At 44.0% G+C, this 13122-nt stretch carries 12 protein-coding genes; 2 read left to right on the plus strand and 10 right to left on the minus strand.

Features of this window, described 5'->3' with window-relative positions:
- Window positions 1–29 precede the first annotated feature (29 nt).
- The 4 genes from ATG71_RS20125 to ATG71_RS20140 all read right to left on the minus strand — a co-directional run bounded on the left by ATG71_RS20125 (window position 30) and on the right by ATG71_RS20140 (window position 3798).
- A complete protein-coding gene (locus ATG71_RS20125) occupies window positions 30–374 on the minus strand; it encodes a hypothetical protein (RefSeq protein WP_098441193.1) in 345 nt (114 codons plus the stop codon).
- A gap of 111 nt (window positions 375–485) precedes the next feature.
- Window positions 486–1898, minus strand: coding sequence for a SpoVR family protein (locus ATG71_RS20130; protein ID WP_098441194.1), 1413 nt, complete (start codon window positions 1896–1898; stop codon window positions 486–488).
- 158 nt (window positions 1899–2056) lie between these two features.
- The gene (locus tag ATG71_RS20135; RefSeq protein WP_098441195.1) at window positions 2057–3247 is read right to left on the minus strand and encodes an MFS transporter; all 1191 of its coding nucleotides are present in this window, start codon (window positions 3245–3247) and stop codon (window positions 2057–2059) included.
- 248 nt (window positions 3248–3495) lie between these two features.
- Window positions 3496–3798, minus strand: a complete 303-nt coding sequence (locus tag ATG71_RS20140) for a DUF3889 domain-containing protein (protein WP_179886590.1) — start codon at window positions 3796–3798, stop codon at window positions 3496–3498.
- A 168-nt stretch (window positions 3799–3966) separates the two neighbouring features.
- Between ATG71_RS20140 and ATG71_RS20145 the strand changes: the two genes are divergently transcribed.
- Window positions 3967–4221: a YhdB family protein gene (locus tag ATG71_RS20145; RefSeq protein WP_034763164.1), complete on the plus strand. Its 255-nt coding sequence runs from the start codon at window positions 3967–3969 to the stop codon at window positions 4219–4221.
- Window positions 4222–4350: 129 nt separating this feature from the next.
- Here the strand turns inward: ATG71_RS20145 and ATG71_RS20150 are convergent, their stop codons facing one another.
- The 6 genes from ATG71_RS20150 to ATG71_RS20175 all read right to left on the minus strand — a co-directional run bounded on the left by ATG71_RS20150 (window position 4351) and on the right by ATG71_RS20175 (window position 12528).
- Complete coding sequence (locus tag ATG71_RS20150; protein ID WP_098441197.1) at window positions 4351–4893, minus strand: NADPH-dependent FMN reductase; 543 nt, start codon at window positions 4891–4893, stop codon at window positions 4351–4353.
- Between the two features lie 22 nt (window positions 4894–4915).
- The gene (locus tag ATG71_RS20155; protein WP_098441198.1) at window positions 4916–5551 is read right to left on the minus strand and encodes a response regulator transcription factor; all 636 of its coding nucleotides are present in this window, start codon (window positions 5549–5551) and stop codon (window positions 4916–4918) included.
- Window positions 5552–5565: 14 nt separating this feature from the next.
- Window positions 5566–6681 (minus strand): GAF domain-containing sensor histidine kinase, encoded by a 1116-nt coding sequence (locus tag ATG71_RS20160; RefSeq protein ID WP_098441917.1) that lies wholly within the window; start codon window positions 6679–6681, stop codon window positions 5566–5568.
- 175 nt (window positions 6682–6856) lie between these two features.
- Window positions 6857–8608 (minus strand): phospho-sugar mutase, encoded by a 1752-nt coding sequence (locus tag ATG71_RS20165; RefSeq protein WP_098441199.1) that lies wholly within the window; start codon window positions 8606–8608, stop codon window positions 6857–6859.
- Between the two features lie 473 nt (window positions 8609–9081).
- Window positions 9082–10623, minus strand: a complete 1542-nt coding sequence (locus ATG71_RS20170; RefSeq protein WP_098441200.1) for a bifunctional GNAT family N-acetyltransferase/carbon-nitrogen hydrolase family protein — start codon at window positions 10621–10623, stop codon at window positions 9082–9084.
- A 231-nt stretch (window positions 10624–10854) separates the two neighbouring features.
- The gene (locus ATG71_RS20175) at window positions 10855–12528 is read right to left on the minus strand and encodes a glycoside hydrolase family 13 protein (RefSeq protein ID WP_098441201.1); all 1674 of its coding nucleotides are present in this window, start codon (window positions 12526–12528) and stop codon (window positions 10855–10857) included.
- Window positions 12529–12695: 167 nt separating this feature from the next.
- On the opposite strand from ATG71_RS20175, the gene ATG71_RS20180 reads away from it, so the two are divergent.
- A complete protein-coding gene (locus ATG71_RS20180) occupies window positions 12696–13121 on the plus strand; it encodes a disulfide oxidoreductase (RefSeq protein WP_098441202.1) in 426 nt (141 codons plus the stop codon).
- Window position 13122 lies beyond the last annotated feature (1 nt).

A 13122-nucleotide genomic window follows, 5' to 3' on the forward strand; every position in this document is an offset into this window, starting at 1 on the left:
TGTCAGAATCGCAGTTTGTCCTTTTCACGTCATGACATTTCGCATGCCACTAATCCGTACTGCCGTCCATGGTCCAGCTTCTTAATGAATTGAAACAATTGCTGCACCTCCTCATTATCCCCCTCTCTCTTATAGTAGTCTTCCAGCACCGACAGCATTTCATCAGGATACATCAGGCAAGTATGGCTTCCCCAGTCTGTTTGCCTGCCTTCGAATTTTTTATAGTAAATGCCATCCAACAGGGCGAAAAACAGTTCATACCCTTTAGGAAAGAACTGACTGATCCGCTTCGGATAATTATGATTCCAGTCTCCCCCCTCATAATGGAATGTCCGGTCAGTCAAATCACCGATAAAGACTTCAACATCCGCCATCCTATCTCCTCCTAATCCAATAAGTTCCTACTCTACAATGTATAAACCCGTCCATCATTTTTAGAACAAAAAAAGAGCCGCATCAGGATGCTTCTTCCTGATGCTGGCTTATTATAGATATTTCCGCTGGACGCTCCTTCCGTCATACGTAAATAGCATATCCCGGTTCTCCACATGGGTCTCGATATGGACCGGTCTTCCCCAGAGCTGGTGCAAATAAGGTAAGACTTTTTCCAAATATTTAATATCTAGCTCGACATCCTCGAACCAGTGCTTCAGGTAAAGTTCCCCGCTCTTCATATAATCCCCGTCATTCACGGTGATGTAAGGGAAACCGCCATTCACCCTCATCCCAACGAGCTGATCCCGGACATGGGTCCATTCTTTATCGACAATTTTATAATCCTTCCCCTGCTTTTGGAACAGATACATATCCTCTCTCGTCACCAGATCTTTCGTTAAATAGTTTCGTAAGAAGGAAATATCCGATTCGATTTCACGCACTTCAAACATTTTTTCACGACCGGAATTCGGCTTTACCCCACGTTTCTTCATCTCTTCTGTCGGGTTATCGAACCGATCCTCAATATCTTCGAAAATCTTCAGGCCGAGATAATATGGATTGATCTGAGTACGGGACGGCTGTACGACACCAGCATTCAGCTTGGCAAACTCGATCGATTCACCGCTCGTCAAATCCATTTCACGAATGATCCTCTGATGCCAATACGAGGCCCACCCTTCATTCATGATCTTCGTTTCAAGCTGTGGCCAGAAATACAACATTTCTTCCCTCATCATCGTCAATATGTCTCTCTGCCAGTCCGACAATTCCCTGCTGTACTGCTCGATGAAAAGAAGGATGTCCTTCTCCGGCTGCGGTGGAAACTTCTTTTTCACCTTCTTCTTTTCCCTGCTCTTTGGCTTTTCATCCAAGGACCATAGATCATCATATGGAGTCGCATGACTCACTTCTTCTTCTTCCCACTCCACATCATCCATCGTCCATGACAGCTTCGGCCGCATGAGGGAAGGATCGATATGTTCATCCACGGCAAGGACCGCATCTAGGAAATTCTCAACTTCCTGTTTCCCATGTTCGATCTCATACCTGCGCACACGTTCAGCCGTAGCCGACATACTTTCCACCATATCCCGCTTCGTATTCTGAAATCGGACATTGTTCTTAAAGAAATCACAGTGTGCCAGAACGTGAGCCACAATCAATTTATTCTGAATTAGAGAATTCGAATCCAGCAAGAACGCATAACAAGGATCCGAGTTGATCACAAGCTCATATATCTTACTCAACCCCAAATCATACTGCAGCTTCATCTTATGGAACTGCTTCCCGAAACTCCAATGCGAAAACCGTGTCGGCATCCCATAAGCCCCAAATGTATATATAATCTCAGCAGGACAAATCTCATAACGCATCGGATAAAAATCCAGACCAAACCCGGCTGCAATCTCAGTAATTTCCCCTATCGCATTCTGCAAATTCTTCTGCTCCTCTAAATTCATCTTCATCCCCCTCTTTATACTCTTATCTAAATGTATGAAGACAATTGGGATTTGATGAAAAGAAAAGCGGAGCCGGGTTGGGCAGGCCCGACAAGCATAAAATGAATCACCTAAAAAAGGCTGTTCCCCTAATCCAGGGAACAGCCTTCTTATCAACCTTACGTATTCAGATTCTTTTGCAATAGTTTTACTGGGATGAGCGTCGTGAGCAACAGGAGTGCAGACCATGTGAATACCATTGAAACACTCATGACTTCCAGGAGAAGCCCGACCCCCACTGACGATAATCCGAACAAGAGTGTGATTAACGCCCCTTGTGCAGCATAAATCTTTCCGAGCTCTTCCGGTGGCGCACTCTCCTGTAAATACGTCTGAAGCACTACATTCTTTATTTGATCAAACAACCCGAACACAAACGACAAGATAAGTGCCATCACGGCAATTTTATTCCAGGCAAAGACAAGGGTGACGCCTGAAGTGACGATCATACAGAAGGGGAGCCACTTATGCCGGTGTTTTGAAAAGACACCATGCAGCTTAAATATGAGAAAGGACGCAAGGACCAATCCGACAAAGAAGCTTGAGTTAATGAATCCCCACCATTCTTCACCCCGCTGAAGCAAGAGATCCACATACAAATAAAGAACGGCCGCAATCCAGACGGTCCCAGAAATCGACTCCAGCCCGTAAATCCAAAAAACGGGAACCAGCCCTTTCCGGCTTTTCACCTGAGACCACCCCTCTAAAAGCTCCTGCCACCAAATCTTTCGAACTTCCAGCGTGCTACTTGGAATGACCGGCAGCTTCAGCATAAAAAAGGTGCTGGCCAGGAACAAGAGGATCACCACAATAAAAAGATTCGTCGCATTCAGGACAGCTAAAAGAATGCCGCCCAAAGCCCAGCTTGAGAATTGAATCGTCTGATCAACGGTTGAAAGGAAGCCATTCGCACCCATCAGCTCCTCTCTTTTAACCAGAAATGGCACATATGCATTTCTCGCCGGCAGTGCCCAACCATCCAAAAAAGAAATGATACTCGCACAAACGAGATAGATCCACACATTTCCAATACCCAGTACCATCATCAGGAGGAACACGCATAAAAAAAAGGTCTTCCCCATTTGCGAATACGAGATCAAGCTCCTCATCTGGGTACGATTCAGCAACAAAGGTGCTGCCATGCTGCTGATGAATCGCGAAAAGGTGATGACTAAAGGAACAGCCGTCATGTAAACAGCAGAACCGGTCATATTGTATACAAGGGAGATCAACCCTACGATATAAAAGATATCCCCCATATTGGCCAATGACTGACCAAACCACAGATTTCTAAATGCATTGGAATGCATATCTCTTCCTCCCTCTATTCAGTTTATATATAGGTAAGAAAAGAACAGCATCACATCGGAACAAAGATCCCCTTTCAGAATCAAAACGATTTTATGTATGACTTCATTTTAGCAAATTGTTGGTGAATTTGCAGGTAATACTTTAGTTTATCGTCTATGGGTATGCACGTGCAGGTTTTATGGGGAAATGACCAGCCTCGCCATAACAAAAAAAGCCTCCTTAATCAAAGAAGACTTCATCTGTCCCGTTATTCCTTCACCGAGATGTTGAGTACCTTTTCATTGTCTAGATCGTGTACGACGATGACTACGACCTTTTTCTCTGCATTGTTTTCCTGCACGGTAAATTCAAAGGCATCAGACACCTTGTTCTCCGTCATTTTCTTGCGTCCCTGGTACTGATAATCCTTTACAGGCTGCCCGGGGTAGTCCTCTTTGATGACTGCTGTCGCAATGCGTCCAAACTTCTTGTAATCCGACTGCTCAGCATGTGCCTGACTTGAAAATATGAGAAAAAATACAGTTGATAACATCAGGATTGCTTTCTTCATTTTCATCACCTCTGTTTACGTTTCATTACATAGGATGAATTAATCGGGAATTTTTATTCACCCAATAGAAGGAAAACGAGCATTTGCAACAGTACCAACTTTTACAGAGAAAAGAATACGGTTTTCTCGCACAAAATAGGAGTACCCCTTCAGAAGGAGGGAAACCAAGTGAACAAAGTCGATTACGATCGGGCCTTGTATTACACTCACCGATCAGAATGGGATAACCTGTTGATCCTTATGGTGAGAACGAAGGATGACCTTCTTTCAAAAAGAATTGAACATTTCTTACATGCGTATCATTTTTCAAATGATTACACGGTTGTAGAGCGTAATCTCTATACGCTTTTACGATATATCGAACATGCAAACTTCACCTATAGTGTCGAGCAACCACTTCAGGAAACCTTTGCAGAGATGTAAAAAAAAGAGAATTCCACCTACAGCTGATCCAATTAGTATGTACGATTGGATCAGCTTTTATTTGTTTCCAACATTATTTCAGGTATAACATCAAATAATATAAAAAAACCGGCAACATGCCGATTTTTATCACTGGGATGAAATTTCAGTCTTTACCAGTTCAGCCGCTTTTACATACACCTTTAGTTCTCTCATCAGGTCATCCACTAGCTTTGCAGGTTCCTCTAAAAGCGCATCCCCTTCATAATCAAAGCAGTGGGGATCAAGAACAAGCTGCTTCGGAATGACATTTGCATACACTCCACGGCCGACGATTCGAAGATTATTCAAGCAGTTGATACCGCCTTTCCCGCCGCCTGCACATGCAAGAAGGGCAACAGGTTTATGGGCGAATTGCTCACTGCTTAAGAAATCGAGTGCATTTTTGAGTGCCCCGCTCATACCGCTGTGATATTCCGGGGAAGCTAAAATGACGGCATCCGCATCTTTCACTTTTTTCTTAAGTGATTGAACGGCGGCGACCTCCGATTGCTCCTGTTCTCCAGTGTACAGTGGAAGAGAGCCATCACTTAAATCAATAAGATCACAGTCATATGTCCTTGCAATGAATCTTGATGCAATTCCGGTGCGTCCACGTTTTCTCGGGCTTCCGTTAATCATTACGATGTTCATGATTTAAAAAATCCTTTCCAGATTAATTTTTTGTCAACTGATGTTTCACGGCATAGAGTGCCGCCTGTGTCCGATCTGACACTTCCAGCTTAGAAAAAATGTTTGAAATATGAGTCTTGACGGTTTTTTCCGTTATATAGAGGCTTGAAGCAATCTCTTTATTACTCTTCCCTTTTGTCAGCTCAATCAAAACATCCTTCTCCCGTTTGGTCAGTTCATGATTTTTATGGGGAGGCTCTTGTTTCGTGATCCTTGTCAGTAAATGATTGGTTGCTTTCGGGTGTAGAGAATTTTCACCCGAAAGGAGTTTTCGGATCCCGCTCACTAATTCATCGGGTTCAATGTCCTTTAACTGATATCCAGCCGCTCCTGCTTCTATAGCGGGAATCACGTGATTCTGGTCGGAAAAGCTCGTCAGCATCAGAATTTGAATGTCAGGATATTTCTTTTTAATTTCCCTGGTCGCCTGGATCCCGTCCATAACCGGCATCATCAGGTCCATTAAAATGATGTCGGGTTTCAAGTCTCCAGCCATCCGAACGGCCTCTTCCCCATCCTTCGCTTCACCGACGATATCCAAGTCCTTTTGAGTTTTCAAAAAGAAAACCAATCCTCTCCGCACGACGTGGTGATCATCTGCTATCAATACTCTAATCATTTACCCGGCACCTCCTAATACGGTAATCGAACTGATATGACCGTTCCCCTACCAAGCTGACTGTCGATGGTCAATTTACCACCAATGCTTTTCACACGTTCTTTCATACTTTGGATCCCTACTGAAGGCAGGGACTGCATTCCGTCATATTGAAATCCGTATCCTTTATCTTCAATCTTTAAGTGGATGGATTGCAACTCACTTTTCAATGTATAGAGGATGTGTTTTTCCCCGGAATGCTTTTTACAATTATTCAGTGCTTCCTGACTCACACGCCACAGCACTTCTTCTATTTTAGAGCTTAAAGAAATGACTCCTTCCACTTTCGTTTCCAAAGTTAATCCAAGCATCTCTGCGTATCCTTTCGCTGCTTCCACGACTCCATTCTCAAGTCCATGGGGGCGCAACTGCCAGATGAGGGCCCTCATTTCCGATAAGGCTTCCTGAGCCATCCCTTGAATCGTTTTGAACGTATCCTTTACCTCTTCATCCCCGGTCATTTCTGCCCCTCCCCTTGCCGTCAACGTAAGGGAAAACAACAATTGATTGACCGAATCATGAAGATCTCTGGCCAGTCGGTTCCTTTCTCCGATCAAGGCGACTTCCTGCTCTTTTTTCGTGAGCAGGATGCGCTTGATGGCGGATCCGATTTGGAAGGCAACGGATTCAAGAAGCGCCAGTTCGTCTGTTGTGAAGTGGGTCTTATTCGGTGCTGCGACGTTCAATAAACCAAAGGACTCATCCCCGGACTGGAGGGGGACCGTCGCATGATGCGTAATATCATCTGTATCTTCCCTGTTCTCTTCGATGGCCTGCTCGATCCGCTGACATTCAATAATATTGGACGCTTTGGTGAGTTTACCTTTGCGAAATCGATTCACACACCAGCACCCACCCTTTTTCATCGGCTCACATTTACGATCTGAGAGGGATCCAGGCAGATTCTCATACGAAACAAGTTCGTGGCTTCCCTCTTTTTCAATGAAGAAGATCCACCCTGTCGTAAAGCTTGAACCCCTGATCAGCTTCTTCAGTGCACCTGAAAGCATGGAATCAAGCTCTGTTTCGTTATTCAGAAGCTCGGCTATCTCTTTCAAAAGTCCGATATTTGAAAGGGATTCAGAATTCATGTTCATCGTCCTCTCCGACCCTATACTACTATTATATAGATTTCACACACATCCGGTATTATCAAAAAGAAGGATAACCATCTACGACCTTTGACCGAAAACGCATGTTCTCATCTCAATCCAAAAAACAAGAGATGCAGGAACACATCTCTTGTTTTTAATACCATGAAAAGGTTTACGCCTTTCCTACAGACGAACGGATCATCGTCTCGACTTTCGCCATGATGGCATCCTGAAGGGCTTGTAATTTATCATCGCTATCGCTTTCGGTCTCCCCGATCACGCTGAAATAGAACTTGATCTTTGGCTCGGTCCCTGATGGACGGAGGCAAATCCAGGATCCATCTTCAAGATGATATTTCAACACATTGGAAGAAGGCAGATGGATGGAGGTTTCCTCACCGGATACCAAATCCATTTTCGTACTTGTTTTGTAGTCTTCTGAAGAAACCACACGTAAGCCTGCCACTTCTTTCAAAGGTTCATTCCTGAAGTCCTTCAGGATCCCCTGAATTTGTTCGGCCCCTTCTTTTCCTTTAAGGGTCAGACTCTTCAGTCCTTCCTGGTAGAATCCGTGCTTTTCGAATAATTCATGCAGGACGTTGTATAGGGTTTTTCCTTCTTTTTTATAATATGCAGCCGCTTCCGCTGCCATCAATACTGCTTGAATGGCATCCTTGTCACGGGCGAAGTCACCGATCAGGTATCCATAGCTTTCTTCATATCCGAATAAGAATGAATACTCACCTGTTTCTTCGTATTGCTTGATTTTTTCACCGATGAATTTAAAGCCTGTCAGTACATCCTCGACTGAAGCACCATAATGCTCAGCGACCTTACGACCCAATTCGGATGTCACGATGGTTTTGAATACCCTGCCGTTTTCAGGGATCATGTTCTTTTCCTGTTTGCGGGCAAGGATGTACTCCAGGAGGATGGCCCCTGTCTGGTTTCCGGTAAGAAGGATATACTCGCCTGTTTCCCCTTTTACTGCTACACCTAAACGGTCTGCATCGGGATCCGTCGCAATCAGGATATCCGCATCGATTTCCTTCCCGTCACGGATGCTGTATTCAAATGCCGCTTTATCTTCAGGGTTAGGAGACTTCACTGTTGTAAACTCAGGATCAGGGACTGCCTGTTCCTTTACAATGTGAACGTGCTCATACCCTAATGCTTTCAACCCTTTTTCAGCCATCTTCAAGGCCGTGCCGTGCAGTGGTGAGAATACGATTTTCAAATCGGTTTCCTTAGCGATCTGAGGCTTCTCTGAAATCGAAATCAGATGTTCCAGGTATGATTGATCGATGTCTTCCCCGATCATTTTGATCAGGCCGGCTGATTTTAATTCTTCTTCGGTCTGAACATGGATTTCGAGTTCGTTTTCAACGGCGTTCACTTTCCCGATGACTGCATCCGCTACATGTGGAGGAAGTTGGGCACCATCTTCCCCGTACACTTTATATCCATTGTATTCGGGCGGATTATGGCTTGCAGTCACCACGATACCGGAGAATGCCTTTAGCTGCCGCAGGGCAAATGAAAGCTCAGGTGTTGGTTTCAATTCGTCGAAGACATATGTTTGGATGCCATGGGTTGCCAGGGTCTTCGCTGACTCCATGGCGAATTCAGGTGATTTATAACGTGAGTCGTAAGCGATTACAACTCCGCGGTTTTTAGCCTCTTCACCTTGCTCTTCTATGTATCGCGCCAGTCCTTCAGAGGCTTTTCTGACTGTATAAATGTTCATTCGATTGGTTCCGGGACCGATTTCTCCCCTCATTCCACCCGTACCGAATTCCAGGTTTTTGTAGAATGCGTCTTCCAAGGACTTTTCGTCGTCTTTCATTGACTCTAAAAGTTCATTGACTTCTTTGTCCAGATGTAAGTAGCTGCTCCATTTTTCCCAAGATGTTTTCCAACTCAAAACGATCCCCTCCTAATGCTGTATAATAATGAATTCTATCATTTATTGTAGAATTCCTTCTAAAACAATCCGTCACATGTCGACAAGATTCGTTTAATCCTTATTTTAGCATAATTTCTCTCGTTGGAATTTGTCATTTTTATTTTTAATAAAAAGTTAATATACACCAATAGCATTTAGATCACGTGGTATACCGCTGTTGATTTCCGTGCAAGACTTCGCTTTCCTCGGGCGTTCGGCTAGCCTCCTCGTCGCTGTCGCTCCTGCGGGGTCTTACCTATTCCGCTTTTCCCGTAGGAGTCTTCGTCTTGCACTCCAATCCACAGCTGGAACCTGCTAAATACAAGATACATGCTGTCACAATAACCATAAAAAAACCGAACGAATCCGAATTTCATTAAAGAAATTCATAGGATCGTTCGGATTTTCTATGCTAACAATATTTGTTCAATCCATCTAACAATCGTTTGGAATTACTTCTTATAGTTCACTCCATAGACGTCATGGCGTCGGTCTTTGAGTTGACGGACGGTGCCTGATTGGCGCTGGCGGCGGAGGACTTCGAGGTCGACGTCTCCGATCATGACCATTTCGATGTTCGGATTGGTTTCGCCTACGATTCCGTCACGTGCGAATTCAAAGTCGGACGGGGCAAAGATGCCGGACTGGGCATATTGGATGTCCATGTTTTCCGTTTGCGGAAGGTTTCCGACCGTACCGGAAATGACTGTATAGATCTGATTCTCGACAGCACGTGCCTGGGCACAGTATCTGACGCGAAGATAGCCTTGGCGGTCCTCTGTACAGAATGGGGTGAAGATGATCTTCGCCCCTTTGTCCGTAGCGATACGGGCAAGCTCGGGGAATTCGATATCATAACATATTTGAATCGCGATTTTCCCGCAGTCTGTATCAAAGACCCTGACAGAATCCCCGGGGCTGATTCCCCACCATTTCCGTTCATTCGGTGTGATGTGAACTTTGTATTGCTTCTCAATCGTCCCATCGCGGCGGAAAAGATAGGCAATATTGTAGATCTCATCGTTTTCTTCCTTGACGAAATGAGATCCCCCGATGATGTTCACGTTGTACCGTACAGCAAGGTCCGTGAATAATTCAATATAATCCTCTGTGAAGTCTGTCAATCTTCTGACTGCAAGGCTCGGTGATTGAATGTTCAGGAATGACATGAGCTGGGTGGTAAAAATCTCAGGGAACACTACGAAATCCGATTTCGCATCGGAAGCCACATCGGTGAAATACTCCACCTGATTCGCAAACTCTTCAAAGGAGTTGATTTTCCGCATCATATATTGAACAACACAGATCCGGACCGGATAGCTCGTTTTGAAGTGACGTTTGCTCGATGGACGGTAGTCGACATTATTCCATTCCATCAGTGTGGCGTATTTATGGGAGCGCTTATCATCCGGCAGGTAGTTCGGATTGATCCTCATCAGGGTGAACCCGTTCAGAAGCTGGAACGAAAGCACGGGATCATAAATCTTATGACGTCCCACTGAATCCACATACTCCCTTGGAGACATTTCATCAGAATGTTTATGATAATTCGGGATTCGTCCCCCGATGATGATACTCTTTAAATTCCACTGCCTGGCAAGATCCTTCCTTGCTTCATACAGACGGTGACCTACCTTCATGCGCCGGTAATCCGGGTGCACCATCACTTCGATCCCGTACAGATTATAGCCATCGGGATTGTGATTGGTTATGTAACCATTATCCGTTACATCATCCCATGTGTGGCGGTCGTCGTACTCATCAAAGTTAATGATCAAACTCGAGCATGAGGCGATGATATCCCCATCTAATTCTGCTACGAGCTGACCTTCCGGAAACACTTCCAGGTGACTTTCCAGATGCTCGACTTTCCATGGGTCCATCCCTGGAAAGCAGACAGACTGCATATTGATAATATCTTGAATGTCCTTATGTTCCATTGGACGGATGATCATTTTCTTTTCGAACTGCGATAAATCCAGTTTTTCTGCCATCTATGATCTACTCCTTCATAAAATACCTGAATTATATACCCTTATAGTGCACTGTTGAAACGAAGTTCATGACAGTCCATTTCTTTTATTTTAGCAAAGGGGTGAGGATTTTTTGAAGAAATATGATTTTTCTTTAACCTGGTTATCATTTTTTCATAGATCTTTAACACTAAAAAACCCCTTGAAACTTGAAAATAGAAACACCCAATCATATGGATGTTTCCTTTCAGTTTAACCTTTAATATAATACACCGTTGCTTCCCAAGGGTTTAAAGTAAATGCATCTTTTTCATGCAGTTCTTCGTTTGTTATGAAAACTTCAGATTGATTAATATCAAATGAAGCGATGTTGTCGATGATTTGCTCTTCTCCTGACACATTGCAAAGGACGAGGATCTTTCGATTGTCAAATGTTCTCGTATAGGCATATACGGAAGGGTGATCTGCATAGTGAAGTTCGAACGATCCGTATGGAATGATGTCATGCTTTTTGCGAAGTGCAATCAACTTTTGATAGTAGTAGTAAATGGATGCCGGATCGTTTAAGGCTTGTTCGGCATTGATCTCTTTATAGTTCGGGTTACTGGCGATCCATGGCTCTCCTTCTGTGAATCCACCATTTTCCGTTCCGTCCCACTGCATAGGAGTCCTTGCGTTGTCTCTTCCTTTTACGTAAATGGATTTCATGATTTCCTCTGGATCAATACCCTGGGCTGTTTTTTCCCGGTACATGTTCAATGTTTCGATATCCTTGTATTCATCAATGGAAGAGAAACGGACATTTGTCATTCCAAGCTCTTCCCCTTGATAAATGTAAGGCGTGCCCTGCATCATATGGAGGAGGGTCGCAAGCATTTTCGCAGATTTCACTCGATACTCCCCATCTTGTCCAAGTCTTGAGACGATTCTTGGCTGATCGTGGTTGTTCCAATACAGACTGTTCCAGCCCTTACAGTGAAGTTCCGTTTGCCATTTAGTCAGGATTGCTTTCAGTTTCACAAGATCGAATGGAATGACGTCCCATTTCCCTCCCGGACCCGAATCGACATCCATATGCTCAAACTGGAATACCATATTCACTTCATTTCGGTCTTCACCCGTATAAAGCACGGCTTCCTCCGGTGTCACACCCGGCATCTCCCCAACCGTCATCGAATCATAATGGGAGAGCACCTCCTGATTCATTTCCTGGAGAAATTCATGAATGCGGGGACCGTTCATAAAGTACTCATGACCGGAAGCATACGGTTTGCCTTCAGGGTTCGGTGCATCCGGCAATGTTGGAACTTTCGAAATAAAGTTGATGACATCCATACGGAAACCGTCGATCCCTTTATCCAGCCAGAATGTCATCAAGTCATAGATTTCCCGGCGCAACTCCGGATTTTCCCAGTTGAGATCCGGCTGCTTTTTCGAGAAGAGATGTAAGAAATACTCTTCTGTCGCCTCATCATATTCCCAGGCAGAACCGCTAAAGACAGATTCCCAGTTATTCGGCTCTTTACCGTCTTTTCCTTCACGCCAAATATAATAATCACGATACGGATTATCCTTTGATTTCCTCGATTCCACAAACCAGCCGTGCTCATCGGAAGAGTGATTCACCACAAGATCCATCACAAGCTTCATGCCACGGTTATGAATTTCTCCGAGCATTTCCTCCCAATCAGCCATCGTGCCGAACTCATCCATAATCTTTTTATAGTCGCTAATATCATATCCATTATCATCATTCGGGGATTCATAGACAGGAGATAACCATATCACATCAATACCCAGTTTTTTTAAATAATCCAATTTGGAGATGATTCCTTTGATATCACCGACGCCATCACCATTGCTATCCATGAAACTGCGAGGGTAAATTTGATAGACGACCGATTCTTTCCACCATTGTTTTGTCATGTGCGTTTTCCTCCTGTTATCTCCTTCAGTAGTAAGCAAACGTCTTCTGCAACCGCTTGCACAAATCGTTAAAAAAATATCACATTTCTTCATAAAGTTTTCTCATTTTACTTTTATAATAATATCATACTATAATTTGATAGAATATACGTAGAAAGGAATTCTATATGAATAAAAAAGCAGATTCTCTGTTATTCCTGGCTTGGGCCTCTTCCCTGATCGCCACGATGGGGAGTTTATATTTCTCTGAAATCATGAAATATGAGCCATGTGAATTATGTTGGTATCAGCGTATTTTAATGTACCCGATGGTCATTTTATTAGGAGTGGCTTATGTACGCAAAGAATTTAAAGCGGCATTATATTCTACGATTTTTTCCGGCATCGGCCTTCTCATTTCCATTTATCACTACTCTATCCAAAAAGTGTCGATCCTTACTGAAAGTGCCCCCGCCTGCGGACGCGTTCCTTGTACAGGTGAATACATCAACCTGTTCGGTTTTGTCACGATTCCGTTCCTTGCACTCTTAGGGTTCATCATCATCTTCATTTCAAGTGTTATCGTATTAAAAGCTATAAAGGAGGAAAACTAGA

It is taken from the genome of Bacillus sp. es.034 (assembly GCF_002563655.1).
Taxonomy (GTDB): domain Bacteria; phylum Bacillota; class Bacilli; order Bacillales; family Bacillaceae_B; genus Rossellomorea.